Annotated in this window: 21 protein-coding genes; 12 read left to right on the forward strand and 9 right to left on the reverse strand. The window is 75.4% G+C overall.

The window, feature by feature from the left end:
• The first annotated feature begins 261 nt into the window (after positions 1 to 261).
• Positions 262 to 1,407 (forward strand): ATP-binding cassette domain-containing protein, encoded by a 1,146-nt coding sequence (locus BM093_RS37305; protein ID WP_245773535.1) that lies wholly within the window; start codon positions 262 to 264, stop codon positions 1,405 to 1,407.
• The gene (locus tag BM093_RS37925; protein WP_093343362.1) at positions 1,404 to 3,554 is read left to right on the forward strand and encodes a YhgE/Pip family protein; all 2,151 of its coding nucleotides are present in this window, start codon (positions 1,404 to 1,406) and stop codon (positions 3,552 to 3,554) included. The genes BM093_RS37305 and BM093_RS37925 overlap by 4 nt, the downstream gene beginning before the upstream one ends.
• 22 nt (positions 3,555 to 3,576) lie before the next feature.
• Here the strand turns inward: BM093_RS37925 and BM093_RS15195 are convergent, their stop codons facing one another.
• The 7 genes from BM093_RS15195 to acs all read right to left on the reverse strand — a co-directional run bounded on the left by BM093_RS15195 (position 3,577) and on the right by acs (position 10,692).
• Positions 3,577 to 4,761: a pyridoxal phosphate-dependent aminotransferase gene (locus BM093_RS15195; RefSeq protein ID WP_218162783.1), complete on the reverse strand. Its 1,185-nt coding sequence runs from the start codon at positions 4,759 to 4,761 to the stop codon at positions 3,577 to 3,579.
• A 121-nt stretch (positions 4,762 to 4,882) separates the two neighbouring features.
• Positions 4,883 to 5,092 (reverse strand): hypothetical protein, encoded by a 210-nt coding sequence (locus BM093_RS15200; protein ID WP_093343365.1) that lies wholly within the window; start codon positions 5,090 to 5,092, stop codon positions 4,883 to 4,885.
• Between the two features lie 193 nt (positions 5,093 to 5,285).
• Complete coding sequence (gene purD, locus BM093_RS15205) at positions 5,286 to 6,554, reverse strand: phosphoribosylamine--glycine ligase (protein ID WP_093343368.1); 1,269 nt, start codon at positions 6,552 to 6,554, stop codon at positions 5,286 to 5,288.
• Between the two features lie 54 nt (positions 6,555 to 6,608).
• Complete coding sequence (locus BM093_RS15210) at positions 6,609 to 7,544, reverse strand: alpha/beta fold hydrolase (protein WP_093343371.1); 936 nt, start codon at positions 7,542 to 7,544, stop codon at positions 6,609 to 6,611.
• 18 nt (positions 7,545 to 7,562) lie between these two features.
• Positions 7,563 to 8,084, reverse strand: coding sequence for a phage holin family protein (locus BM093_RS15215; protein WP_093343374.1), 522 nt, complete (start codon positions 8,082 to 8,084; stop codon positions 7,563 to 7,565).
• Between the two features lie 127 nt (positions 8,085 to 8,211).
• Positions 8,212 to 8,646, reverse strand: a complete 435-nt coding sequence (gene arfB / locus BM093_RS15220) for an alternative ribosome rescue aminoacyl-tRNA hydrolase ArfB (RefSeq protein ID WP_177238494.1) — start codon at positions 8,644 to 8,646, stop codon at positions 8,212 to 8,214.
• Between the two features lie 72 nt (positions 8,647 to 8,718).
• Positions 8,719 to 10,692, reverse strand: coding sequence for an acetate--CoA ligase (gene acs / locus BM093_RS15225; RefSeq protein ID WP_093343379.1), 1,974 nt, complete (start codon positions 10,690 to 10,692; stop codon positions 8,719 to 8,721).
• A gap of 356 nt (positions 10,693 to 11,048) precedes the next feature.
• Between acs and BM093_RS15230 the strand changes: the two genes are divergently transcribed.
• Positions 11,049 to 11,801, forward strand: coding sequence for an oxidoreductase (locus BM093_RS15230; protein ID WP_093343382.1), 753 nt, complete (start codon positions 11,049 to 11,051; stop codon positions 11,799 to 11,801).
• Between the two features lie 612 nt (positions 11,802 to 12,413).
• On the opposite strand, the gene BM093_RS15240 is transcribed toward BM093_RS15230, so the two are convergent.
• Positions 12,414 to 13,373 (reverse strand): HAD family hydrolase, encoded by a 960-nt coding sequence (locus BM093_RS15240; protein ID WP_245773536.1) that lies wholly within the window; start codon positions 13,371 to 13,373, stop codon positions 12,414 to 12,416.
• Between the two features lie 674 nt (positions 13,374 to 14,047).
• Here BM093_RS15240 and ssd point away from each other — a divergent pair.
• Genes ssd through BM093_RS15275 form a run of 7 tightly spaced genes read left to right on the forward strand, consistent with a single transcriptional unit; the run spans position 14,048 to position 19,352 of the window.
• Complete coding sequence (ssd, locus tag BM093_RS15245; protein ID WP_093343597.1) at positions 14,048 to 15,139, forward strand: septum site-determining protein Ssd; 1,092 nt, start codon at positions 14,048 to 14,050, stop codon at positions 15,137 to 15,139.
• Positions 15,136 to 16,293: a TadA family conjugal transfer-associated ATPase gene (locus BM093_RS15250; RefSeq protein ID WP_093343388.1), complete on the forward strand. Its 1,158-nt coding sequence runs from the start codon at positions 15,136 to 15,138 to the stop codon at positions 16,291 to 16,293. Before ssd ends, BM093_RS15250 begins: the two co-directional genes overlap by 4 nt.
• Positions 16,287 to 17,183, forward strand: a complete 897-nt coding sequence (locus BM093_RS15255) for a type II secretion system F family protein (RefSeq protein ID WP_093343391.1) — start codon at positions 16,287 to 16,289, stop codon at positions 17,181 to 17,183. Before BM093_RS15250 ends, BM093_RS15255 begins: the two co-directional genes overlap by 7 nt.
• Positions 17,180 to 17,893 (forward strand): type II secretion system F family protein, encoded by a 714-nt coding sequence (locus BM093_RS15260; protein ID WP_093343393.1) that lies wholly within the window; start codon positions 17,180 to 17,182, stop codon positions 17,891 to 17,893. Before BM093_RS15255 ends, BM093_RS15260 begins: the two co-directional genes overlap by 4 nt.
• Before the next feature lie 55 nt (positions 17,894 to 17,948).
• On the forward strand, positions 17,949 to 18,143 hold the full coding sequence (locus BM093_RS15265; RefSeq protein WP_093343396.1) for a DUF4244 domain-containing protein: 195 nt from the start codon (positions 17,949 to 17,951) through the stop codon (positions 18,141 to 18,143).
• A 40-nt stretch (positions 18,144 to 18,183) separates the two neighbouring features.
• Positions 18,184 to 18,927 carry a TadE family type IV pilus minor pilin gene (locus BM093_RS35980; RefSeq protein WP_177238495.1) on the forward strand — a complete coding sequence of 248 codons (744 nt, stop codon included), beginning with the start codon at positions 18,184 to 18,186 and terminating at the stop codon, positions 18,925 to 18,927.
• Positions 18,924 to 19,352, forward strand: a complete 429-nt coding sequence (locus BM093_RS15275; protein WP_093343399.1) for an Rv3654c family TadE-like protein — start codon at positions 18,924 to 18,926, stop codon at positions 19,350 to 19,352. Before BM093_RS35980 ends, BM093_RS15275 begins: the two co-directional genes overlap by 4 nt.
• 392 nt (positions 19,353 to 19,744) lie before the next feature.
• Here BM093_RS15275 and BM093_RS15280 read toward each other — a convergent pair whose 3' ends face one another.
• Positions 19,745 to 22,369 carry a DEAD/DEAH box helicase gene (locus tag BM093_RS15280; protein ID WP_245773537.1) on the reverse strand — a complete coding sequence of 875 codons (2,625 nt, stop codon included), beginning with the start codon at positions 22,367 to 22,369 and terminating at the stop codon, positions 19,745 to 19,747.
• Positions 22,370 to 22,704: 335 nt separating this feature from the next.
• Between BM093_RS15280 and BM093_RS15285 the strand changes: the two genes are divergently transcribed.
• Together BM093_RS15285 and BM093_RS15290 are read left to right on the forward strand one after the other, a co-directional pair.
• The gene (locus tag BM093_RS15285) at positions 22,705 to 25,005 is read left to right on the forward strand and encodes a sodium-translocating pyrophosphatase (RefSeq protein WP_093343402.1); all 2,301 of its coding nucleotides are present in this window, start codon (positions 22,705 to 22,707) and stop codon (positions 25,003 to 25,005) included.
• A gap of 136 nt (positions 25,006 to 25,141) precedes the next feature.
• Positions 25,142 to 25,753, forward strand: coding sequence for a hypothetical protein (locus tag BM093_RS15290; protein WP_143105390.1), 612 nt, complete (start codon positions 25,142 to 25,144; stop codon positions 25,751 to 25,753).
• Positions 25,754 to 25,834: the final 81 nt, after the last annotated feature.

The raw sequence follows: 25,834 nt of genomic DNA on the forward strand, positions 1-25,834 counted from the left end.
TCAAGTCGATGTCGTGTGAGGTCAAGTCGGTCTGCACGATCGGGTCCACACTGGGCTGCGGCCGGATGTCGTAGCGGATGCCGGGCCGGCTTCCGCCGACGATGGGAGCGTCCCGGCGCCGCTCGGAGTCCGGTGCCACCGGTCGTCGTGCCTCCCCGCCGTCGTCGCCGGTGGCCCGACCCGGATCCCGGCGCCGGTGACCCGGCGGGACCGCATCCGCGGTTCCGCCGGCCCCGCGCGCCACCGAACCGCAGGACCGCCATGACCAGCCCGCCCCCACCCGCCCACGACCGTCCGGCGCCGCGTGATCCGGCCCGGTGGGACCCGGCCCCGTCCGAGCCCACCCCGCACGATCGAGACCGCGGCCCGGTCGCCGGTGACTCCGTTGCCGCCGGCTCTGCCGCCGACGGAGTCCACACCGGCCCGGCCCCGGACGTCCCTGTTCCCGCCGCGCCGGCTCCCGACGGCCCGGGCGCAGACGGTCCGGTCACCGACGGCCCGGTCGCCGACGGCCCGGTCACCGACGGCCCGGTCACCGACGGCCTGGTCGCCGACGGACTCGCCGTCGACGGGGCACACGGCCCGTTGCTGACCCCGACCTCGCTGCACGCAACACCCGGCCAGGTGCTGCTCGTCGCGGGCGCCCCGGGGACGGGGCACACGGCGCTGGCCCTGGCGCTGTCCGGGCGGATGCACCCCACCCACGGCCGGGTCACCCTCGACGGCGACAGCTCCCCGGCCCGGCTGCGGCGCGCGGTCGCCGTCGTCGACACCCCTGGGGTCAGCGAGCCCGACCCGGTGCTGCCGTTGCGCACCGTCGTCGGGGAGGAGCTGGCGATGGCGGGCCGCGGGACGCTGCCGCGGGCGGTGGTGGCGTGGCTGACCGAGCGCGGCGCCGGCCAGTGGGCGCGGACCCGGTTCGAGGACGTGCCCGCCCCGGTGCGGATCGCGCTGATGACCGAGCTGGCCGCGTACCGCCCCGGGGTCCGGGTGCTGGTGCTCACCGCACCGGACCGGCACGGCGGCACCCCGGTGACCTGGTGGCAGACGGCCCGGGTGCACGCGGCGGCGGGCGCGACCGTCGTCGTGACCTGCACGGAGGCGTCCGCCGCGTTGCTGGGGGTCCCGGCCGCCCGGCTCGGTGCGGCCGACCCGCTGCCGGTGCGTGAACCGGCGGGCCGGCACGCGCGCCCGGAGGACCCGACCGGGCCACTCACCGTGGTGCCCGGCGAACCGGACGACGAGCCGGCCACACCCGACGGGTCTCCGCCGCCCGACGGGTCTCCGCCACCCGGCAGGCCCGCCGCTCCCGACGTGTCCGCAGCCCCCGCCCACTCGGCCGGCCCCGAGCGCCCGGCCGCCCCTGAGCACCCGGCCGACCTCGATGACCCGGAGCCGACCCGATGAGCGCGATCCGGATGGCGATCAGCGAGCTGCGGCGGATCACCGCCGGGCGCCTGCCGGTCCTGGCGGTGCTCGCGCTGCTGCTGATCCCGATGCTGTACGCGGGTTTCTACCTCTACGCCAACGCCGATCCCTACTCCCGTCTGGACAAGGTCCCGGCCGCGCTCGTCGTGGAGGACACCGGTGGCACCGACGCCGACGGTGCCCCGCAGAACGTCGGGCAGGAGGTCGCGACGAGCCTGGAGGAGTCCGGCTCGTTCGACTTCCACCGTGTCCCGGCGGCGGAGGCCGACCGCGGTGTGCGCGACAACGACTACACCTTCGCCCTGACGATCCCGCAGGACTTCACCGCGGCGCTGCGGTCCTCGGCCGACTTCGCCCCGCGCCAGGGCGTGCTCGTGCTGACCACCAACGACGCCAACAACTACCTGGTGCGCACGATCGCCGACACCGTCACCGGCCGGGTCAAGGAGTCGGTGGCCCAGCAGGTCGGCACCGAGGCGGCGGACAACTTCCTCACCGGCTTCTCGACGATCTACACGAAGACCCGGGAGGCGGCCGACGGCGCCGGGGAGCTCGCCGACGGGGCGGTCCGCGCCCACGACGGGGCCGAGCAGCTCGCCGGGGGTGCCGACGAGCTCGCGTCCGGGCAGCGCCGGCTGCTCGACGGGGCCGAGCAGCTCTCCGGTGGCGCCGGCGAGCTCGCGACCGGGGCGACGACCCTCGCCGACGGGGCCGGGACCGCCGCGACCGGCGCCGACCGGTTGCACTCCGGCGCCGGCGAGCTCGCGAGCGGGCTCGGCACGCTGCGGGACGCGACCACGCAGCTGCCGCAGCAGTCCCGCGAGCTCGCCGACGGGGCCCGCCAGGTCGCCGACGGCAACGCGCAGGTCGCCGCCGCCGGCGACCGGGTCGCGCAGACGAGCGCCGAGCTGGCCGCACAGCTCGACGCCGCCGACGGCACGATCGCCGCCGGCCTGCGCGAACGCGGGTTCACCGACGAGCAGGTCCAGGCGGCCCTGGCCGTGCTGTCGGAGGCGAAGCAGCCGCTCGAGCAGGGCACCACCCGGGTCCAGGAGGTCTCCTCCCAGCTCGACCGGCTCGGATCGGGTGCGGACCGGGTCGCCGACGGCGCCGAGCGGCTCGCCGCCTCGGCCCCGCAGCTGAGCACCGGGATCGCGAGTGCCGCCGACGGCGCCGGGACGCTGCGGGACGGTGCGTCCGAGCTGTCCGGCGGCGTCCGGAAGCTCTCCGACGGCGCCGACGCGCTCTCGACCGGGGCGACGACGCTGCAGGCCGGGGCGGACCGGCTGGCCGAGGGCGAGCGCACGGCCGTCGACGGCACGGACCGGCTCGCCGACGGGGCCCACCGGCTGGACTCGGGCACCGCCGAGCTCGCCGGCGGGGCCGGGCAGCTGCGCGACGGGCTCGCCGACGGGCTCGGGCAGATCCCGAACCCCTCCCCGGACGTCCGCGACGCCACCGCGCGGACCATCGGCGACCCGGTCGCGACCCGCGACGTCGCGCACTCCCAGGCCGACACCTACGGCGCGGGACTGGCACCGTTCTTCATGGCGCTGGCCACCTGGATCGGCGGCTACGTGCTGTTCCTGCTGCTGCAGCCGCTGTCGCGGCGGGCGATCGCGGCCGGGCAGAGCCCGCTGCGGGTGGCGCTCGGGGGCTGGCTCCCGGCCGGTCTGCTCGGGATGCTGCAGGTGGCCGGGATGTACGCGATCGTCGTGTTCGGGCTGGGGATCACCCCGGTGCACCCGGTCGCGACGTTCGGCTTCCTCTGCCTGGTCTCGCTGACCTTCACCGCGATCGTGCACGCCCTGAACGCCTGGCTCGGCAGCGTCGGGCAGTTCCTCGGCCTGGTGCTGATGGTGCTGCAGCTGGTGTCGGCGGGCGGGACGTTCCCGTGGCAGACCATCCCGGACCCGCTGTACCCGGTGCACCACGTACTGCCGATGGGCTACGCCGTCGACGCGCTGCGCCACCTGCTGTACGGCGGTGAGCTGACCGGCGTCGTCGGGACGGCCGTCCCGGTGCTCGTCGCCTGGTTCGTGGCCGCGTTGGCGGTGGCGACGCTCTCGGCACGGAAGCAGCGGGTCTGGACGCCGTCGACGGTGAAGCCCGAACTCGTGCTGTGACCGGCCCGGCGCCGCTCCCGGCTCACACCCAGGCGCGCAGCCGCTCCAGCGCCGCGGTGATGCCCTCGGACGTCCCGGCGCAGGAGAACCGGATGTAGGCGCCGCCGTCGACCGGGTCGAAGTCGGCGCCAGGGGCGACGGCGATGCCGGCCTCGGCGAGCAGCCGGTAGGTCAGCCCCATCGAGTCCTCTCCGGGGCGGAGCAGGTGCGCGACGTCGGCGTAGACGTAGAACGCGCCGTCGGCCGGGGCCAGCCGGTCGATGCCGATCTCCGGCAGCCCGGCCAGCAGCAGGTCACGGTTGCGGCCGTAGCGCACCACGTGCGCGTCGGCCTCGGCGTAGCTCGCCTCGTCGAACGCGGCCAGCGCGGCGTGCTGCGGCAGCGCCGGCGGGCAGACCGTGAAGTTGCCGGCCAGGCCCTCGACGGTGCGGCGCAGCCGTGGCGGGCACACCAGCCAGCCCAGCCGCCAGCCGGTCATCGAGAAGTACTTGGAGAACGAGTTCACCAGCACCGCCTCGCGGGAGGTCTCCCACGCGCACGCCGTCGCCGGGCTGCCCGGGAACGTGATGCCGTGGTAGATCTCGTCGCTGACCAGCTGGATGCCGTGCTCCTCGCAGTAGCCCGCCAGCGCGGCCAGCTCCGCCGGGTCGAGCACGGTGCCGGTCGGGTTCGCGGGGCTGGCCAGGATCAGACCCTTCACCGGCTCGTCGAGCTCGGAGAGCATCTGCACGGTCGGCTGGAACCGGGTCTCCGGCCCGCAGGGCAGCTCCACGACCTCGCAGCCCAGCGCGGAGAGGATGTTGCGGTAGCACGGGTAGCCGGGGCGGGCCATGGCGACGCGGTCCCCGGCGTCGAAGGCGGCCAGGAAGGCCAGCAGGAACCCGCCGGAGGAGCCGGTGGTCAGGACGACGTCGGCCGGGTCCACCTCGACGCCGCGGGTGCGGCGGTAGTGCCCGGCGACGGCCGTGCGCAGCTCCGGGATGCCCGGCGCGACGGTGTAGCCGAGGACCTCGTTCTGCAGCGCCGCGACGGCCGCGGCGCGGACCGGCTCCGGCGCCGGGGTGGACGGCTGCCCCGCGGACAGGTTGATCAGGTCGCCGTGCGTGCGGTCCCGTTCGGCAGCGGCCGCCCACACGTCCATGACGTGGAACGGGGCGACGGCGGCGCGGGCCGCGACGGTGAGCTGGGCAGCGGTCGATCCGGTCACGCCCCGAGGGTAGGCCGGGCGCCGGGACGGGGATCCGCTCACCCGGCCGGACCCGGCACCGCCGCCGCCGTGGGAGGTGCCGGGTCCGGTGGTCACACGTGCAGATGCCGTGCGCGCGGGCTCACTCGGCCGCGAACCCCAGCGCGTCGACGACCGCGCCCACCTGGGCGCTGGTGCCGGCGACGGTCTCGTCGAGGTACTCGGCGACCGGGGTGAGCTCGGCGGCCTGGGCCGATCCGCTGAACGCCAGGGTGGCCAGCGGTGCCGCGACGACGGCGCCCACGAGGGTGAGGGCGCGGTGACGACGGGCCGGGCGGGGAGCGTTGGCCATGATGGATCCTCCTGTGGCTCTCGCGGACACCGGATGTGCCCGCCAGTGCCACGCACGATTCCCCGCCGCCCGGAGCATGATCAAACGCCGATGTCCGGTTTCACCGGGTGTTCACGAGCCCGGTACACAGCACCCGTCGCCGCGGCCCCGGAGCCGGTCACTCGGCCATGTGGCCGCAACCCCGGGGAAACACTCAGGCCCGCACGACCGGGATGCTGACCTCGCCGTTCTCGGCCCGCAGGCCGATGTCGGTGCGGTGGTGCGACCCCGCGAGGTGCACCGGCTCGAGCCGCGCGTAGGCCTCGGCGCGGGCCGCCTTCAGGTCCGCGCCGGTCCCGACGACCGACAGGACACGCCCGCCGGAGGAGACCACCGCACCGTCCTCGCGGCGCCGGGTACCGGCGTGCAGCACGCCCTCGCCGTCGGCGCCGGTGATCACGTCACCGAGCCGCGGGGTGCCGGGATAGCCGTCCGCCGCGACCACGACGGTCACCGCGGCACCGTCGGCCCACTCCAGCGGCGGCTGCTCGGCGAGCGTGCCGGTGGCCGTGGCGTGCATCAGCCGGGCCAGCGGCGTGCGCAGCAGCGCCAGCACCGCCTGGGTCTCCGGGTCACCGAACCGGCAGTTGAACTCGATCACCGCCGGGCCCTGGGAGGTCAGGGCGAGCCCGGCGTAGAGCAGGCCGGAGAACGGCGCGCCACGGTTCTCCAGCTCGACGGCGACCGGTCGGACGATCCGCTCGACCAGCTCGTCGGCCAGTCCCTCCCCGGCCCACGGCAGCGGGCAGTAGGCGCCCATGCCACCGGTGTTCGGGCCGCAGTCGCCGTCGCCGACCCGCTTGAAGTCCTGCGCCGGCAGCAGCGGGACCACGGTGCTGCCGTCGACCAGGCAGAACAGCGACGCCTCCGGACCGTCGAGGAACGACTCCAGCAGCGCCGGGTGGCCGGCGTCGAGCAGGCCGAGCGCGTGCGCCCGGGCGATCTCGACGTCACCGGACACGACGACGCCCTTGCCGGCGGCCAGGCCGTCGTCCTTCACCACGTACGGCGGGGTGAACACGCCGAGCGCGGTGTCGAGGTGCGCCGGGTTGTCGACGACGACCGAGGACGCCGTCGGCACCCCGGCGGAACTCATCACCGACTTCGCGAAGGCCTTGGAACCCTCGATCCGGGCGGCCTCCCGGCCGGGACCGAAGCAGGGGATGCCGGCCGCCCGCACCGCGTCCGCGGCACCGTTGACCAGGGGCACCTCCGGCCCGACGACGACCAGATCCGCCTGCCAGGCCTGCGCGACCGACACGACGGCGTCGTTGTCGGTCACGTCCAGACCCAGCTGTTCGGCGACGGCCGCCGTCCCCGCGTTGCCGGGGGCGCAGGCCAGGGCCGTCACCTCCGGATCCTGCGCCAAGGACACCGCGATGGCGTGCTCACGCGCGCCGCTACCCACGACCAGGACTCGCACGGTCGTCGAGCGTATCTGCGCACGTCCGGGGCCGGGGAACCGGCATGGTCCGGGTCAGTCCCCGGCGGCCCCCAGGTGGGCGCGAATCAGGTCCGTCACCTGCGCCGGGTGCTCCTGCTGCGGGAAGTGGCCGGTCGCCGGCAGCGCGTGATGGGTGAACCCGGCGCCGGCGAACCGCCGGGTGCGGCGCATCGTCTCGTCGAGCACGCACGGGTCGTCGGCGCCGTGCACCTGCAACACCGGGACGCCGACGGGGCCGGCGACCGCCCGGGCGAACCGGCGGCCGTCCGAGCGGACCTGGGACCGCATCGCCCACCGGTAGTACTCGAGGCTGCAGTGCGCGACCGTGGAGATCCGGATCGCCTCCCGGTTCCGGGCGACCGTGTCGGCGAAGTCCGCGGTGGACGCCCAGTCCGTGCCCGCCCAGGCGCGCATGATCCGCCCGACCCGGGCGCCCTCGTCAGCACGCAGCGACCGCTCCGGCAGGCGCGGCAGCTGGAACCCGGCCATGTAGCGGCTGGCCCGGCCCTGACCGAGTGGGTCACGCAGCAGGGCGTCGCGCATCGTCGTGGGATGCGGGGCACCGAGGGCGGTCAGCGAGACCACCAGCCGGGGGTGCAGGGCCGCGACGCTCCAGCCGATCGCGGCGCCCCAGTCGTGCCCGACTACGTGGGCCCGCCGCTCCCCCAGCGCCCGGATCAGCCCGGCGCAGTCACCGGCGAGGGTCCAGAGGTCGTAGCCGCGCGGGGTCTTGTCGGTGTCGCCGTAGCCGCGCAGGTCGGGGGCGACGGCGTGGAACCCGGCGTCGCCCAGGGCGAGCAGCTGGTGGCGCCAGGTCCACCAGAACTCGGGGAAGCCGTGCAGCAGCACGACCAGCGGGCCTCCTGGCGGACCGTGCTCGGTGACGTGGATGCGGATCCCGTTGGCCGACACCGCACGGTGCGTCCACGGGCCCGGGACCCGCACGATCGCCGGATCCGGCGGCGGCACAGCCGTCTCCCGCGACCGTCAGCCCGCGGCGGCGTGCCGTCCGGACGGGCCGTCGGCCAGTTCCCGGACGTTGTCCTCGCTCCGGCCGCGCTGGGCCAGCACCTGGGCCGAGTCCTTCAGCGAGTCGATGGTCCGCTCCGGCTTACGGATCTTGCGGACGCGCAGGTAGCCGAGGAAACCGAAGATCCCGGCCACCAGCAACATGAACAGGAAGGTGATCCCGAACCCGGCCGCGCGGTTCAGCCACAGCGACAGGAACTCGGCCAGGGTGAAGAACAGGTAGAACAGGCTGAACAGCCCGATCACCGCGGCGATCACGAAGAAGACGCTGCCCTGCACGCCCTTCTTGACCTCGGCCGTGACCTCGGCCTTGGCGAGCTCCACCTCGGAGCGCACCAGGGTGGACAGGTGCGTGGTGACGTCCTTGGCGAGCGTGCCCAGCGACGCCTCGCGCGGTCCGGGCTCGGGCGTGAGCGGAATCGACGGCAGGACGGGCGGAACCTCCGCGTTGCCGGACTGGCTGTTGCTGGCCACCGTCATCCCTCCTGCGCCTCGGTCCCCGGTTCCTGTCCCCCGGACGGCCGTCGTTCGGTGAGTCGTCATCGTGCCATGCGTGCCCGGCACCTGCTCGGCTACGCCACGCCGACCCCGTCCGGACGATCGGCCCTCACTCGTCCGGGCGTCCCCGGAGTTTCTTGATCCGGCCGCGGTGCGTCTTCGCCTCGAGCCGCCGGCGCTTCGAGCCGGCCGTCGGCCGGGTGGGACGCCGCGTGCGGGGGCCGGCCGCGGTCGCCTCGCCCAGGGTCGTCGCGAGCCGCTGCCGCGCCGCCTCCCGGTTGCGCAGCTGGCTGCGGTGCTCGGCGGCGGTGATCGTGAGCACCCCCTCGACGAGCCGGTTCCGCAACCGCTCCAGCGCGCGTTCGCGCAGCTCGGCCGGGACGCTCGGGGACCCGGCGACGTCGAACGACAGCTCCACCCGGGAGTCCGTGGTGTTGACGCCCTGCCCGCCCGGCCCGGAGGCCCGGGAGAACCGCCATCGCAGTTCGCGCTCGGGGACCACGAATCCCCGCCGCACCTGCACTCCGCCGTCCGGACCGTCCACGATCCCGGGACCCTACTGCCGATATGCCGCCGGCCCCGGACGCACGCGCGCCCGGGGCCGGCGGGGCGGTCCTCACTCCTCCTTGGAGTCCTGCATGCCGGAGGTGATCAGGTCCATCACCGAGGTGTCGGCCAGCGTCGAGACGTCACCGACCTCCCGGTTCTCCGCGACGTCGCGCAGCAGCCGGCGCATGATCTTGCCGGAGCGGGTCTTCGGGAGCTCCTCGACGACCATGATCTGGCGCGGCTTCGCGATCGGCCCGATCTCGGACGAGACGTGGTCGCGCAGCGCCTTGATCGCCTCGGCCCCCTTGGCCTCGTCGGTGGACCCGGCGCGCAGGATGACGAACGCCACGATGCCCTGGCCGGTCGTCTCGTCGGCCGCACCGACGACCGCCGCCTCGACCACCGTCGAGTGACTGACCAGCGCCGACTCCACCTCGGTGGTGGAGATCCGGTGGCCGGAGACGTTCATGACGTCGTCGACCCGGCCGAGCAGCCAGATGGCGCCGTCGTCGTCGTACTTCGCGCCGTCACCGGCGAAGTAGAAGCCCTGCTCGGCGAACCGAGACCAGTAGGTCTCCTGGTAGCGCTCGGTGTCGCCCCAGATCCCGCGCAGCATCGACGGCCACGGCTTGTCGATCACGAGGTAACCGCCCTCGCCGTTGCCGACCCGGGTGCCGGAGTCGTCCACGACCGCGGCACTGATCCCCGGCAGCGGGCGCATCGCCGAGCCCGGCTTCGCGTGTGTCACGCCCGGCAGCGGGGCGATCATGGTCGCGCCGGTCTCGGTCTGCCACCAGGTGTCGACGATCGGGCAGCGCTCCCGGCCGATCCTCGTCCGGAACCACATCCAGGCCTCCGGGTTGATCGGCTCACCGACCGTCCCCAGCACCCGCAGCGAGGACAGGTCGTACTTCGCCGGGATGTCCTCACCCCACTTCATGAACGTCCGGATCAGGGTGGGAGCGGTGTAGTAGATCGTGACGCCGTACTTGTCGACGATCTCCCAGTGCCGGCCCTCGTGCGGGGTGTTCGGCGTGCCCTCGTAGATCACCTGCGTGGCGCCGTTCGCCAGCGGCCCGTAGACGATGTAGGTGTGCCCGGTGACCCAGCCGATGTCGGCGGTGCACCAGTAGACGCTCTCGCCCGGCTTGTGGTCGAAGGTCACGTGGTGGGTGTACGCCGCCTGGGTCAGGTACCCGCCGGAGGTGTGCAGGATGCCCTTCGGCTTACCCGTGGTGCCCGAGGTGTAGAGGATGAACAGCGGGTGCTCGGCGTCGAAGGACTGCGCGGTGTGCTGGTCGGAGGCGGAGTCGACGGCGTCGTGCCACCAGACGTCGCGGCCGTCGGTCCACGGCACGTCGGTCTCGGTCCGCTTGACGACCAGCACCTTCTCGATCGTCGTGCCCTCGACGGCCTGGTCGGTGTTCTCCTTCATCGGCGCGGGCTTGCCGCGGCGGAACTGGCCGTCGGAGGTGATGAGGACCTTCGCCTCGGCGTCCTCGATCCGGGCCTTGAGCGCCCCCGGGGAGAACCCGCCGAAGACCACGCTGTGCATCGCGCCCAGGCGGGCGCAGGCCAGCATGGAGAACACGGCCTCGGGGATCATCGGCAGCTGGATCGCGACCCGGTCCCCCTTCCCGACGCCCATCGCGGCGAGCGCGTTCGCGGTCTTGCAGACCTCGCGCTGCAGGTCGGCGTAGGTGATGGCGCGGCTGTCGCCGGGCTCGCCCTCCCAGTGGATCGCGACCCGGTCGCCGTTGCCGTCGTCGACGTGGCGGTCGACGCAGTTGTAGGCGACGTTCAGCTCGCCGCCGACGAACCACTTCGCGAACGGGGCCTCCCATTCGAGGACGGTGTCCCACTTCTTCGTCCAGAGCAGGCGGTCCGCCTGCTCGGCCCAGAACCCCTCGCGGTCCGCGTCGGCGCGCGCGTACCAGTCCTCGGTGGCGTTGGCCTGCGCCGCGAGCTCCGCGGGCGGCGGGAACGTCCGGCTCTCGGTGGACAGTGCGCTCAGGGCGCTGCTCTTCTCGGACTCGGCCATGTCCTCGTGTCCTCCTCGACGCGGCGGTGAAACGGGCCTCGAACTGACGGCCACTGGCGCACTCCCATCGTGCGCGCACGTGTGCGCTCCGACGCTAGTGAACCCGGTCGCCGTCCGCACCGTCTGAGGGGTCAGGTGTGGACGAACCCACCCGGCCGGATCCGCCGTCACCGCAGGTCGGCGGGCCGGTTCGGGTCCGGGCCGTCGCCGAGGGGCGCGGAGGACGGCCGACGGGCGGTCGTCCGGCGGTCGGCGAGCGGTTCACCCGGCCGGACCGTCGCTCCCGGACGGGAGGGAACCCGGCCTGCCGACGGGTCGCCACCCGACGGTGCGTCGTGGCTTGGCACGATGCCGCCATGGCCCGCACCTCGACCGACGACCCGCTCGCCCCGCTCGCGGAGCTGCCCGGCGTGCCCGAGGCGGTCGCCCGGGCCCGGGACGCGGCCACCGAGGTGCACAACCAGCCGGTGAACCGGCGGGGCTGGCCGGCGACGGCGGCCGAGGCTGCCCTGCGTGCGGCCCGGTCGTCGGCGGCGCTGGACGGGGCCCCGCTGGAGCCGGCGACCGCCGAGCACGTGTCCGACCCGGTCCTGGCGGGCGCGGTCCGGGTGGCCGACGAGCGCGCCAAGCTGCTCGAGGTGTGGCGCCGGGCCCCGCTGCAGGCGCTGGCCCGGGTGCACGTGCTCGCCGCGACCGACCTGGTGCCGGCCGCGTCCCACGAGACCGAGCTGGGCCGGCCGCGCCCGGGGGCGTCGTCGCGGTTGTCGCTGCTCGCCGACCTGCTCGGGGGTGCGACGGGTGTGGCGGCACCGGTGCTGGTCGCGGTGGTGCACGGCGAGCTGCTGGCCCTGCGCCCGTTCGGCACCGCGGACGGGGTCGTCGCCCGCGCCGCCGCCCGGCTGACGGCCATGTCCACCGGCCTCGACCCGCGCGGGCTCTCGGTACCGGAGGTCGGGTTCCTGCGCCGCCCGGCCGAGTACCGCGACGCCGCCGCGGCGTTCGCGAGCGGGACCCCGGACGGCATCGCCCGCTGGATCGTCCACACCTGCGCGGAGTGGGAGGCGGGTGGACGCGAGGGGCTGTCGATCGCGGCCGCCCAGTCGGGCTGACCGGCGGGCCCGCACATGAAACCGGGCGGAGCCCCCTCGGGGGCACCGCCCGGTTCGACGCGGGAACCGGGGTCCTGGCGTGCACTACGTGTCGTGCTGGGTGGCCTAGGCGCCCGGCGTCCCGGTGCGCAGGCCCACGACGACATGCCTCCCGCGGCGTGCTCGGCGCGGAGCACCCGGTTCCCGCGTACGGAGCCCGGACGGGGGAGGCGGGCTCTTCTCCTCCGAACCGCCCCTGGCCTGACCGGGGTCCGCGACTCCGTTCCTAGTCGTGCGGGTCCGCGGTGAGCAACCCTCGCACCGAGGTGCACCGGTTCAGCAGCGGTGGGTGACCGGATCCGGCCACGAAACGACCCGCGACGACGCCCGGACGGCGGTCGCGGCTCCGGCACCACGTGTGTGGCCGTCCGGGCATCACCGCTGGTGGCAGCCGGTCGCGGGCGCGGCCCCGACGGACGTCGAGCCCGGCGGCCGGCACAGCGGACCCGACCGTCGACGGCTCGGTCGTGACCGGTTCCGACGGTCGGCAGCTCCGGCGTCACCGGCTCGGCGGTCACCGGCTCGGAGCCCCGGCTCCCTCGAGTCCTGGCTCCCCGGGGCCTGGTTCCGGAGTCACCTGCTCCGGCGCGTGGCGGCGACGCCGACGGCGAACGCCGCGAGGACACCGCCGGTCGCGGCCGCCCCGAGCAGGGCGGGGTTCCGGGCGACCCGCTCCCCGGCCCCGTCCCGACCGGTCCCCGGTCCACCGTGGGCCCGCCCGGGCCCGAACCGGTCGGAGACCCGGTCCCGGAGCCGGAACAGCCGGTCGCGCCGCGACGTCTCCCGGACGAACCCGAGCACCGGCCACCCGCGCTCCCGGGCGATCGCACGCAGCTCGCGGTCCGGGTTGACGACGGCCGGGGCGCCGACCACCTCGAGCAGCGGCAGATCGGTGATCGAGTCGGTGTAGGCGGCGCACCGCCCCAGGTCGAGGCCCGACTCCGCGGCGATCTGCCGCGCCGCCTCCGCCTTGCCGTCGCCGTAGCAGTAGAACTCGATCTCCCCGGCGTAGCGGCCGTCCTCGATCCGCATGGTCGTGGCGCGGAACCGCTCGATTCCGACCAGCTCCGCGATCGGCCCGACGACCTCCAGCCCCGACGCCGACAGCAGCACGATCTCGGCACCGTGTTCGCGGTGCCGCTCGATCAACCGCACCGCCTCCGGGTACACGAGCGGGCCGATCACCTCCTGTAGCGTCTCCGCGACGATCGCGCGGACCCGCTCGACCTCCCAGCCCTGGCAGATCAGCGTCAGCTGCCGGCGCAACGTGTCCATCGTCGACGCGTCGGCCCCGGAGAACAGCAGCATGAGCTGTGCCCAGGCACCGCGGGCCACCGTGCCCCGGTCGATCAGACCGTGCCGGGCGAAGGTCCGGGCGAATGCCAGGGCGCTGGATCCGGCGATGATCGTGTTGTCGAGGTCGAGGAACACCGCCTGCGGCGCCGCCTCGGTCGCGGTGCCCGGCGGCGGGTCCAGCGGGGCGGGGGACGGTGGCACGACGGAGGGGCCGGTCGGGGCGGGGACGGCTGGCACGCACCCCAGCGTGCCCGAACCGGCGCCCCGTCCGGCGCGCGGCCCGGGCCACCGTCGCGGCTCCCGCCACCTCCCGCGTCACGAACGGGCCCGCTCACCGATGCACGGAGTGATCGGCCCGGTACCGCCGGTCGCCCGTACGCGCTCACCGACGGCCACCGCGCGTCGCCCGGCCGGGGCGGCCGGGTACCCGCCGCCCGGAACCGGTCGGCGCAGGCCACGGTCCAGGTATGGGCGCGACAGCCGGATTCCGGCTACAGTTGGGTGAGCTCGGACCTGGTCCGGGCGGGTTCAGCTCGACCCCCCGGGGCTGAACCGACCGACGGCCCCCGCCAATCCCCCCTGGCGGGGGCCGTCCTCATGTGCAGCCCCGTCCGACTCTGCTCGGCCGCCAGCGCTCCTCGGTCGGCACCGCGCACCTCGGTCGGCACCGCACTCCTCGGTCGGCACCGCGCTCAGCCCGGGCCTCGCCGGTCGTCCCGGACGCGGCCGGGCGGGCGCGGATCCTGCCACTCCGGTCCGACATCTCCCGCGCGCACCGGAGCATCCATCCACAGGAACGCCGGTTGTCCACGAGTTGTCCACAGGCGGGCAACTCGTCGCGGCGACGGGCCTCGCCGGCCGCACGCTCGACACCGGGGCCCGCATCGGCGGGCCGGTGGGAGGTGGAGGCGATGGACCGGCGGTGCCTGATCGTGGCCGAGGACCCGGACCTGCTGGACGCGCTGCTGCGCCTCGCGGCCGCGGCCGACATGGACACCCAGCGTGCGGCCGACGCGGCGGACGCCCGGCGGGCCTGGGCCCGGGCACCGGTCGTCCTGCTCGACCGCGCCGGCGCCGCCCGGTGCGGGGCCGCCGGGTTCCCCCGTCGCGAGTCGGTGGTGACCGTGGTGTCCGGCGAACCGGAGGCCGAGGACTGGCGCGCCGCCGTGGCGCTCGGCGCCGACCGGGTCGTGCAGCTCCCGCACGGCGAGGCCGGTCTCGCCGGGATGCTGGCCGACGTCCGGGAACGGGCCGGTGCCGGCAGCCGGCCCGGGCGGGTCCTCACCGTCGTCGGCGGCTCCGGCGGCGCGGGCGCATCGGTGCTGGCGACCGCGGTGGCCGTCGCCGCCGCCCGGGCCGGCTCCGCGGCACTGCTGGTCGACTGCGACCCGCTCGGTGGCGGGCTGGACCTGCTCGTCGGCCTGGAGCAGGAGGACGGTCTGCGCTGGCCCGAGCTCGCGGTCGGTGACGGCCGGGTGCGGGCGGCGTCGTTGCACGCGGCGCTCCCTCGGGCCACGGCCGGCCGGGCGGTGCTGTCGGTGCTGTCCTGCGCCCGGTCCCCGCACGGTCCGGAACCGGCCGCGGTCACCGCGGTGCTCGACGCCGGGCGGCGGGCCGGCGGGACGGTGATCTGCGACCTGCCCCGCTACCCGACCGACGCCGCGATCGCCGCGCTGGGCACGGCCGACCTCACGGTGCTGCTGATCCCGTCCGCGTTGCGCGCAAGTGCTGCCGCCGCCCGGGTCGCCGAGGTCCTCGCCGAGCACGCCCGGCACGTCGAGCTCGTCGTCCGCGGCCCGTCCCCGGGCGGCATCACCCCGGACCAGGTCGCCGCGTCGCTCGGACTGCCGCTGCTGCTCGCGATGCGCCCACAGCGCGACCTCGCCGCCGCACTCGAACGGGGCCGCACCCCCGGCTCCGGCCGCGGTCCGCTCGCCGCCGCGGCCCACACCGTGCACGAGCGCCTCCACACAGCCGGCGCACCCGCCCGGGCCGCGTCGTGAACCCGCTGGTCGACCGGGTCCGTGCCCGCCTCGCCGATGCCGGCGGCGGGACCGGGCCCGCCGCCGTCGCCGCCGCGGTCCGCGCCGAGTCCGGCGGGGTCGCCTCCGATCTCGACGTGCTGGCCGCGTTGCGGACGCTGCGCCAGGAGTTCACCGGCGCCGGTCCGCTCGATGCGCTGCTGCGCGACCCGGCCACCACCGACGTGCTGGTCACCGCGCCGGACGCGGTCTGGGTCGACCGCGGCGACGGGCTGCGGCGGACCACCGTCACGTTCGCGGACGAGGCCGCGGTCCGCCGGCTCGCCCAGCGCCTGGCGCTCGCCGCCGGGCGGCGGCTCGACGACGCGAGCCCGTGTGTCGACGGCCGGCTCGCCGATGCCGGGGTCCGGCTGCACGCCGTGCTGCCTCCGGTGGCCGCCGGCGGGACCGCGATCTCCCTGCGGGTGCTGCGTCCCGCGAGCCACGACCTGACCGCCTTGCGCCGCAGCGGTACGTTCGACGCCGCCGGGGAGACATTGCTGCGCGCGATCGTCGCCGCCCGGCTCGCGGTGCTCGTCGCCGGCGGGACGGGCAGTGGCAAGACCACCGTGCTCAACGCACTCCTCGGCGCGGTCGACCCCGGCGAGCGCCTGGTCACCGTCGAGGACGCCGAGGAGCTCCGTCCCCGGCACCCGCACGTCGTCCGGCTCGTCGCACGGCCGCCGAACATCGAGGGCTCCGGCGGTGTGCCGCTGCGCGAGCTCGTCCGGCAGGCGCTGCGGATGCGGCCGGACCGGCTCGTGGTCGGCGAGGTCCGCGGCGCGGAGGTCGGGGACCTCCTCGCCGCGATGAACACCGGACACGACGGTGGCGCGTGCACCGTCCACGCCAACTCGGTGCGCGAGATCCCGGCGCGGATGCGCGCGCTCGCCGGGCTGGGCGGGATGTCCCCGGCCGCGCTCGACGGTCAGCTCACCGCCGCCGTGCAGGTGGTGCTGCAGATGCGCAGGCGTCCCGGCGCCGGCCGGGTGCTGGACGAGATCGGGGTGTTGCGCCGTGGCGACGGCGGTGGCCCGGCCGTCGCGGCCGCCTGGACGCGGAGCGACGGACCCGGCCCCGGTCTGGACGAGCTGCGCACCCTGTTGCACGAGCGCGGGGTCGGTGCGCCGTGCTGACCCCGCTGCCGGTCGGCGGGGTCGCCGCGGGCCTCCCGGCGATCTCCGGTGCGGACCCGTCCGGGTGGTCGGCACCCCGGACCGCGCTCGCCCTGTCCGTGCTGGCGCTGGCCGTGCTCGGAGCCCCGGGGGCGGGCCCGCGGCGGCGCCTGCGCGGTCTCAGCGCCGGCCTCACCGGCGGCTCGGCGACACCGTCCCGGCGCGCGCGGGTGCCGCTCACCGTGCTCGCCGTCCCGGCCGCGGCCGGCGCGGGGTTCGCGCTGCTCGGTCCCGTCGGCGCCGGGTGCGCGGTCGCGGCCGTATGGTTCGTCCGGCGCCGCCTGGTCGCCGGACGGGCCGCCGCCCACGGCACCGAGGCCGCCGCGGAACTGGCCGATGCGCTCGCCCGGATCGCCGACGAGCTGCGCACCGGCGCACACCCGGCGACCGCGCTCGCCGGGAGCGGCCACGACGGCCCGCTCGCCCGGGCACTGCTGGCCCCCGCGGCCGTGGCCGCTCGCGTCGGTGAACCGGTCCCCGATGCGCTGCGCCGCGCGGCGACCGGTCCGAGCGGCCGGGACGTCGAGCGTGTCGCCGCCGCCTGGGAACTGGCGGACCGGCACGGCGCCCCGCTGGCCGACCTGCTGACCGGCCTCGTCGACGACCTCCGCTGGCGCCTCGCCCATGCCGCCCGGGTCCGGTCGCAGCTCGCCGGACCCCGGGCCACCGCGTCCGTGCTCACGTCGTTGCCGCTGGCCGGGATCGGCCTCGGCCAGCTGATGGGCATCGCCCCGCTCACCGTGCTCCGTACCGGCCTGCACGGGCCGGCGCTGCTGGTGCTGGGGGTCCTGCTGACCGCGGCCGGTGCCGCCTGGTCGGACCACATCCTGCGCTCGGCGGTGCCGTCGTGAGCGCGACCGCGCTCGGCCTCGCCGCCGCGGCGTTGCTCGTCGGTGCCACCTGCCCCGCGCCGGGGCGGCTACGGGCCCTCCGTGCACGCGAGCGGTGCGCGACGGCCACCGGGCCGCCCCGCACCGCGGTGCTCGCGCTGCTGGTCCCGGCCGGTGCAGCACTGGGCTGGACCGTCGGCGGCTCGACCGGAGCGGTCGTCGGGGGCATGGCCGGCACCGGGGCCCTCGTGCTCGCCCGCCGGCTGCCGGGGATCCGCGCGGACCGGGCGGAGGACGCCGACCTCGCCGCCGTCTGGGACCTGCTGGCCACCTGTCTGGCCGCCGGGCTGACCGTCCCGGACGCACTCGACGCCGCCGGGCACCGGTTGCCCGGCCCGGCCGGAGCGACGCTGCGCACGGTGTCCGGCCTGCTCGCGCTGGGCGCCTCCGCGGAGGACGCCTGGGCGGCTGCCGCCGGGACGCCCGGGCTCGCCGGGTTCGCCCGGGCGGCCGGTCGCTCCGCGCGTACCGGTTCCGCGCTCGGCCGAGCGGCCTCGGCCGAGGCGGCCCGGCTGCGGGCAGGCCTGACCGACCGCGCCGAGGAACGCGCGCAGCGTGCCGCCGTCCGCATCACCGCCCCGCTGGGGCTCTGCTTCCTGCCCGCCTTCCTGGTCCTCGGCATCGTGCCGGTCGTGATCGGGCTGGCCGGGGAGGCGTTCGCCCGGTGGTGACACCGGGCTACGACCGGGCCCGCACCCCGCGGGCCCCCGACGGAGGAGAAGTCCGATGACCCGTACCGCCCTGTCCGGCCGCCTGGCCGCGCTCGCCACCGACGACGACGGCATGTCCACCGTCGAGTACGCCGTGGGGACGGTCGCGGCTGCGGCGTTCGCGGCGCTGCTCTACGCGATCGTCAGCGGCGACGACGTCCTCAGCGCACTCACCGGGATCGTGGAACGTGCGCTCTCGACCTCGTTCTGACCCGGGTCCGCGAGCCGGGCGCGACGACGGAGCGGTCACCGTGGAGGCCGCACTGGCGCTCGGCACCCTGGTGCTCGTCACGGCGGCCGCGGTCGCGGCGGTCGCCGCCGTGGCGGCCGGGGTCCGGTGCACCGACGCCGCCCGGGAGCTGGCACGCCAGGCCGCTCGCGGTGACGCCGACCGCGGACGCAGCGCCGCCGCGGCCCTGGCCCCCACCGGCGCCGAATCCGATCTCCGGATCGACGGGGACGTCGTGGTCGCGACCGTCCGGGCACGCCCGGTCGCCCTGCTCCCGATCCCGGTCAGCGGCTCGGCGACGGCCGTCGTCGAGCCGGGCCTGTCCGCCGACGGGCTCGCGGGCGCTCCACCGCCGCTGTCCCCGGTGGGCCCCACCGAGCCCGGAGACGCCCCCGCACGCGCTCCCGCCGGCACCGCTGCCGCAACGCCACCGGTGGCCGCGTCCGGGATCGCACCGCTGAAACGGTCCCCGCCGCCCGCATCCACCACCACGTCGGACACCGTCCGGCCTGCGGGGCCGGGCTCCGGCAGTGCCGTGGGCGCCCCAGGGGGCTCCGACGCGCCTCCGCCTCCACCGGTCACCAACCCGGTCGGCGGGGTACCGGTCCCGGTTGCGCCGACCGTGCCGCCGCTGCCGTCCACGCAGTCCGTGCCGTCCGTGCTGTCAGTGCCGTCGGCGCTGTCAGTGCCACCAGTGCCGGCGGTGCCACCGGTGCCACCGGTGCCACCGGTGCCGGCGGTGCCGGAACCCGGACGGTCCGGATGAGGGGCAGGCCACCGGCCCGCCCCGGGCGCGACGACAGCGGTGTCGCCTCGGTCTGGGCGGCGACCGCGGCCGCAGTGCTGTTGCTGACGGCGACCGTCTGTGTCGACGTCGCCGCCGCCGTCCGGGCCCGGCACGTCGCGTCGACAGCGGCGGACCTGTCGGCACTGGCCGCCGCGGGACGGGCGGTGGAGGGCCCCGACATCGCCTGCCGGGTGGCGACCGACCTCGCCGCACGCAACGACGCCGAGCTCACCGGATGCCGGCTCGACGGCTGGGACGCCCTGGTCGAGACGCAGGTCCGCCGCTCCGGGCTGCTCCCGGTCCACCGACCGGCCTCCGCCCGGGCACGGGCCGGGCCGGCACCGGTCACCGACGCGGCCGGGACCGCACCCCGACAAGCACGACCCACCACGACCAGGAAGTGATCATGCTCTCGATGAACGGTTCCCGGACCCGGGTGAACGGACGGTTGCCGGCACAGCACGGCACCGTCACGGCCCGTACCGGCGACGACGGTGGTCGCGCGACGATTCACCGTCGCGACCTGACCGATCACCGACGTCGGAGGGTCCCGGACTGGTCACCGGCCGCGCTCTCGGGCCTACTGGATGTCGTCGCGGGAACGGGCAGGGTCCGGCCCGGCCGCGGCGCACCGGCCACGCTCCCCAGGCCGCGATGGGGTCGGAGCGCATCACGCGCCCCCGTCCGACTCCGTCGCACGTGGTTGCCACCGGCCCGCTCACGCCCCCGACGGGCGGGCCGGTGGTGCCTCGTCGCTCCCGGCACCCGGCCGGCACCCGCCCCGGGCCCCCGCCCCTCACCGCCCGGCCGGCACCGCCGCCCGGGCCTCCGGATCGCCGCTCTCGGCCAACGCGCCCAGGACCAGGTCGAGCACCTGCACGGCACCGGCCTTGTCCAGCGGGTTGTTGCCGTTGCCGCACTTCGGCGACTGCACGCAGGACGGGCACCCCGTACGGCACTCGCAGTCGCGCACCGCGGCCCGGGTCGCCACGAGCCAGCGGGCCAGCACGGCGTGCCCGCGCTCGGCCAGTCCGGCGCCGCCGGGGTGGCCGTCGTGCACGAACACCGTCGGCAGCCCGGTGTCCGGGTGCAGCGCCGTGGACAGGCCCCCGATGTCCCAGCGATCACAGATCGCGAACAGCGGGAGCAGCCCGATCGCGGCGTGCTCGGCGGCGTGCAACGCGCCGGGCAGCCGGGCGTCGTCGATCCCGGCGGCGGCCAGCGCGTCCGGATCGATCGTGTACCAGACCGAACGGGTGTCGAGGCTCTGCGGAGGAAGGTCGAGCGGGGTCTGGTCGAGGACCGTGCCGTCCGCGGTGCGCCGCCGGTAGGCGACCACCTGGCTGGTCACCGTCGTCTCGCCGAAGCAGACCTGGACCGGCCCGTGGCGGCGGGAGGCGGTGGTCGCCAGCACCGTCACGTCGGACACCGACTGCGCCTCGGTACGCCAGTCCGGCTCCTCCTCGTGGACCAGCGCGATACCGCCGTCGAGGTCGAGCTCGTCGACGACGTAGCTCTCACCGCGGTGCAGGTGGACCGCGCCGGGATGCACGGTGCCGGGTGCGGAACCGCCGTCCACGGTGCCCAGCATCCGTCCGGTGGCCGCCTCGACGATCGCGACCTGACCGAGCCCGGACCCCCGGATGTCGACCTGGGCCGCCGGGGCGTCCCCGGTGTCGGGCCAGAACCAGCCGTGCGGGCGCCGACGCAGCACGCCCTCGTCGACGAGGGCGTCGAGGACCTCGACCGCGGGGGCGCCACCGAAGACGTCCTCGACGTCGTCCGCGGTGAGCGGCAGCTCGGCGGCGGCACACGCCAGCTGCGGGGCGAGCACGTAGGGGTTGACCGGGTTGAGCACGCAGGTCTCGACCGGCGCCCCGAGCAATGTCCGCGGGTGGTGCACCAGGTAGGTGTCCAGCGGGTCGTCCCGGGCGACCAGCACGACCAGCGCCTCGTCGGCGGACCGGCCCGCCCGGCCGGCCTGCTGCCAGAACGATGCCCGGGTGCCCGGGAAGCCCGCCAGCACCACCGCGTCCAGTCCGGAGATGTCGACGCCGAGCTCCAGCGCGTTCGTCGTGGCCACCCCGAGCAACTCCCCCGACATCAACGCACCCTCCAGCGCCCGCCGCTCCTCGGGCAAATAGCCGCCGCGGTAGGCGGCGACCCGCTCGACCAGGTCCGGGTCGACGTCGGCGAGCTCGCGCCGGGCTCCCAGCGCGGTGAGCTCGGCCGCTCGCCGGGACCGGACGAAGGCGAGCGTGCGGGCCCGTTCCAGCACCAGGTCGGCGAGCATCCGGGATGTCTCCGCCCCGGCCGAGCGGCGGACCGGCGCCCCGTTGTCCCCGGTGATCTCGGTCAGCAGCGGCGGCTCCCAGAAGGCGACCGTCCGCCCCGCGTGCGGGGACCCGTCGTCGGTGACGGCCACGACGTCGCGACCGGTCAGCCGGGAGGCGAACTCCGCCGGCTTGGCCACGGTCGCCGAGGCCAGGACGATCGTGGGCCGGGCCCCGTAGCGGGCGGCGACCCGCAGCAACCGGCGCAGCAGCAACGCCACGTGCGAGCCGAACACCCCGCGGTAGGTGTGGCACTCGTCGATCACCACGTAACGCAGCCGCCGCAGGAAGGTCGACCAGCGCCCGTGCCGGGGCAGCAGCGAACGGTGCAGCATGTCCGGGTTGGAGAACATCCACCGGCAGTGCCGCCGGATCCAGTCGCGCTCCTCCATCGGGGTGTCCCCGTCGAACGCGGCCGGCCGCACCCCGTCCGGGGCGACACCGTCGAGTGCGCGCAGCTGGTCGGCGGCGAGTGCCTTGGTGGGCGCGAGGTACAGCGCGGTCGCCCGCGGGTCCTCGACCAGCCCGGTGAGCACGGGCAGCTGGTAGATCAGCGACTTCCCGGAGGCCGTCCCGGTCGCGACCACGACATCGGCCCCGGAGCGGACGAGTCCCGCGCCCTCCGCCTGGTGCGACCACAGCCGCGCAATCCCTCGGTCCACCCATGCGGTCCGGAGCTCCTCCGGCGTCCAGCCGGGCCAGTCCGCCGTGCGGCCCGGCCGCGAGGGGATCCGCGCGACGTGCCGCAGCGGGTCCTCCGGAGACACCACCTCCGGCTCCGCAGCTTCCGGGATCGCGGCGCCCGGCTCCCCGGTGTCGCGCCCCGGCTCGGTCCCGGAGCCGGGACCGGGGACGGCGGGCGCCACCCCGCCCGGCCCGAGCCAGGTCGTCTCCGCACGGTCCGGGTCCACCCCGGATCCGGCGAGCACCCGGCGCAGCAACGCGACACCCCGCTGGGAGCCGTCGGGGCGGTCGTCGGTGCCGATACGCCCTCCGCGCGCACCCGGCCCGGTACCGGTCCCCGCTCCGCCTGCGCTCCGCTCGGTCTGCCCCACGGCCAGCAGGTTGGCACAGACGTTCGAACACATCGCAGCGTGTCCCCCGGCGTCACGCGACTGCCGCACCGCGCGCCGGCCCACCACCCGAACGGCGGTGCGCCCCAACGGATGCGTCCGTTCGGACCTCACCTGTTGATCAGCTGTGTGTTCGATCACTTTCCGGAGATCGTTATCTGTTGTGATCCCTGTCGCACTGAGTGTTCGGCCACACTTCTACACTGCACTCGCCCGGCCGCCGGTGAACCACCCGTGGCCACCGCATCCGGGCCCAGTCGACGCCAGTGAAGCCGTCGTCGGCGGGGGCGCCGCACGGCGCGTTCCCGGCACGGCCGACCTGGTCGAACTCCGCTGAACCAGGAGGACGGATGTCCCAGTCCACCCTCGCCCAGGGCCTCGAGCTCGGTGCGGGAGATCTCACCGTGGTCGGTGTGGTCGCGGTGGTCGCCCTCGTCGCCCTGGCCGTCGGCGGTCTGCTGCTCAAGGAGGTACTCGCCCACGGCGAGGGGACCTCCAACATGCAGGAGATCGGCCGTGCGGTCCAGGAAGGCGCGTCGGCGTACCTCAACCGCCAGTTCCGCACCCTCGCTGTCTTCGCCGCCATCGTGTTCGTGCTGCTGTTCGCGCTCCCCGCCGAGGACCTCGGCGAGCGCATCGGACGATCGATCTTCTTCGTCGTCGGTGCGGTCTTCTCGGCGATCATCGGCTATCTGGGCATGTGGCTCGCGACCCGCGCGAACATCCGGGTCGCCGCGGCGGCACGGGAGCCGGGCGGCCGCGACATCGCGACCCGGATCGCGTTCCGCACCGGTGGCGTGGTCGGCATGTTCACGGTCGGTCTCGGGCTGTTCGGTGCCGCGATCGTCGTGCTCGTCTACGCCGGACAGGCACCGCGCGTGCTGGAGGGCTTCGGATTCGGCGCCGCCCTGCTGGCGATGTTCATGCGTGTCGGTGGCGGCATCTTCACCAAGGCCGCCGACGTCGGCGCCGACCTCGTCGGCAAGGTCGAGCAGGGCATCCCCGAGGACGACCCGCGCAACGCCGCGACGATCGCCGACAACGTCGGCGACAACGTCGGCGACTGCGCCGGCATGGCCGCCGACCTGTTCGAGTCCTACGCGGTGACCCTGGTCGCCGCCCTGATCCTGGGGACCGCCGCGTTCGGCCTGCAGGGCCTGCTGTTCCCGTTGATCGTCCCCGCCATCGGTGTCGTCACCGCGATCCTGGGCGTCTACCTGACCCGGGCCCGCCAGGGCGAGAACACCCTGCGCGCGATCAACCGCAGCTTCTACCTCTCGGCGTTGTTCGCGGGCGTGCTGTCGATCATCGCGGCGTACGTCTACCTGCCCGGTTCGTTCGGCGACCTGGTCAACCCGACCGACGGCGAGGTCGCCACCCTCGCCGGCGACCCGCGCCTGATCGCCAGCGTCGCGGTCGTGATCGGCATCGTGCTGGCCGCGGTGATCCTCAAGATCACCGGCTACTACACCGGCACCGAGGACCGTCCGGTCCGCGACGTCGGCGAGTCCTCGCTGACCGGTCCGGCCACGGTGATCCTCTCCGGGATCTCGATCGGTTTCGAGTCCGCGGTCTACACCGCGATCGTCATCGCGGCCGCGGTCTACGGCGCCTTCCTGCTCTCGGGCTCGATCGTCGTCTCGCTGTTCGCGGTCGCGCTGGCCGGCACCGGCCTGCTGACCACGGTCGGGGTCATCGTCGCGATGGACACCTTCGGCCCGGTCGCCGACAACGCCCAGGGCATCGCCGAGATGTCCGGCGACGTCGAGGGCGACGGCTTCGACACCCTCACCGAGCTCGACGCGGTCGGCAACACCACCAAGGCGATCACCAAGGGCATCGCGATCGCGACCGCGGTGCTCGCCGCGACCGCGCTGTTCGGCTCCTACCGCGACGCCATCAGCCAGGCGCTCGACCAGGCGGGCGTCACCCTGGCCGACGCGGGCTCGTCCTTCGCCTACGAGGTGTTCAGCCCGAACACCCTGGTCGGCGTGATCCTCGGTGCGGCGGTCGTGTTCATGTTCTCCGGCCTGGCGGTCAACGCGGTGACCCGCGCCGCCGGTGCAGTCGTGTTCGAGGTCCGGCGCCAGTTCGCGACCAAGCCCGGCATCATGGACCGCACCGAGCGTCCCGAGTACGGCCGCGTGGTCGACATCTGCACCCGGGACTCGCTGCGCGAGCTGGCCACCCCCGGCCTGCTGGCGATCTTCGCCCCGATCGCGGTCGGCTTCGGCCTCGGCGTCGGCCCACTGGCCGGCTACCTGGCCGGTGCGATCGCCGCCGGCGTCCTGATGGCGATCTTCCTGGCCAACTCCGGTGGCGCCTGGGACAACGCCAAGAAGCTGGTCGAGGACGGGAACCACGGCGGCAAGGGCTCCGACGCGCACGAGGCCACGGTCATCGGCGACACCGTCGGCGACCCGTTCAAGGACACCGCCGGCCCGGCCATCAACCCCCTGATCAAGGTGATGAACCTGGTCTCGGTGCTGATCGCCCCGGCGATCGTGCTGCTCTCGACCCCGGACGCCAACCCGCTCATCCGGATCGCCATCGCGGTCGTGGCGGTGCTGATCATCGCCGCCGCCGTCGTGGTGTCGAAGCGCCGCAGCTCGACGATCACCGACGCCCCCGCGGAGAGCGCGGTCGGCTAGGCACCGTCGCCGCGACGACCTCACACAGGGCACCGACGGCCGCTCGTCCCACCGGGGCGAGCGGCCGTCGTCGTTCCGTCACCCGATTCGGTTACCCTGCCCCGGCCGGACCCCGTGATCCTCCGGTGGAGGTGCGATGCGGAGACGACCGGTCACCGCGGCGGTGGCGACCGCCGTCGCCACGGTGCTGCTCGCCGGGTGCGGCGCTTCCGGGCCCACACCCCAGGAGTGGACCGACGAGATGTGCACGGCCGTCCTGCCGTTCGTCCGCACCGCCGTGGCGGCACCCGCACCCGCGCCCGAGGCCGGCACCGGCGACCGGCTCCGCGGTCTCGGCGACTACCTGGGCCGCACCACCGAGGCGCTGGACCGCACGCTGGGCGACCTGGACCGGCTCGGCCCGGCCCCGGTCGACGACGGCGAGGCCCTCACCGCACGGCTGACCGGTGGCCTCGGCGAGGTGCGTTCGGCGTTCTCCGGTGCGAGGGGCCGGGTGGACGCCCTCGATCCCACGGACCCGGCCGCCGTCGAGCGCGACCTGCCGGGCGCGCTGGAACCGGTGGCGCGCCTCGGCACGGCCACCGGCCCGCTCGCCCAGGTCACCGGCGACCCCGAGCTCGCCGCGGCCTTCCGTTCCTCCGCCTCGTGCGGCGATCTCACCCGGTTGTCCGGCGATCCCGCCGAACCCCCGAACGGCCCAGCCGACACTGCTCCGAACGACGGAAGAATCGAGGGCGACGGCGGCTGACCAGCACCCGCGTCCTACCGTCGACACCTGTCCCCAGCCTCAGCGGCCCTGCTCCCCACGGCCCCCGACCCTGGAGCCCGA

Origin of the sequence: Pseudonocardia ammonioxydans (assembly GCF_900115005.1) — a bacterium.
Taxonomy (GTDB): domain Bacteria; phylum Actinomycetota; class Actinomycetes; order Mycobacteriales; family Pseudonocardiaceae; genus Pseudonocardia; species Pseudonocardia ammonioxydans.

What these genes read in the sequence shown, in the direction of transcription:
- BM093_RS15275 (WP_093343399.1), top strand. Translation starts at nt 18,924, where the DNA reads ATGAGGGGCAGGCCACCGGCCCGCCCCGGGCGCGACGACAGCGGTGTC.
- BM093_RS15285 (WP_093343402.1), top strand. Translation starts at nt 22,705, where the DNA reads ATGTCCCAGTCCACCCTCGCCCAGGGCCTCGAGCTCGGTGCGGGAGAT.
- BM093_RS37305 (WP_245773535.1), top strand. Translation starts at nt 262, where the DNA reads ATGACCAGCCCGCCCCCACCCGCCCACGACCGTCCGGCGCCGCGTGAT.
- ssd (WP_093343597.1), top strand. Translation starts at nt 14,048, where the DNA reads ATGGACCGGCGGTGCCTGATCGTGGCCGAGGACCCGGACCTGCTGGAC.
- BM093_RS15230 (WP_093343382.1), top strand. Translation starts at nt 11,049, where the DNA reads ATGGCCCGCACCTCGACCGACGACCCGCTCGCCCCGCTCGCGGAGCTG.
- BM093_RS15290 (WP_143105390.1), top strand. Translation starts at nt 25,142, where the DNA reads ATGCGGAGACGACCGGTCACCGCGGCGGTGGCGACCGCCGTCGCCACG.
- BM093_RS15280 (WP_245773537.1), bottom strand. Translation starts at nt 22,369, where the DNA reads ATGTGTTCGAACGTCTGTGCCAACCTGCTGGCCGTGGGGCAGACCGAG.
- acs (WP_093343379.1), bottom strand. Translation starts at nt 10,692, where the DNA reads ATGGCCGAGTCCGAGAAGAGCAGCGCCCTGAGCGCACTGTCCACCGAG.
- BM093_RS15200 (WP_093343365.1), bottom strand. Translation starts at nt 5,092, where the DNA reads ATGGCCAACGCTCCCCGCCCGGCCCGTCGTCACCGCGCCCTCACCCTC.
- BM093_RS15265 (WP_093343396.1), top strand. Translation starts at nt 17,949, where the DNA reads ATGACCCGTACCGCCCTGTCCGGCCGCCTGGCCGCGCTCGCCACCGAC.
- BM093_RS37925 (WP_093343362.1), top strand. Translation starts at nt 1,404, where the DNA reads ATGAGCGCGATCCGGATGGCGATCAGCGAGCTGCGGCGGATCACCGCC.
- BM093_RS15215 (WP_093343374.1), bottom strand. Translation starts at nt 8,084, where the DNA reads ATGACGGTGGCCAGCAACAGCCAGTCCGGCAACGCGGAGGTTCCGCCC.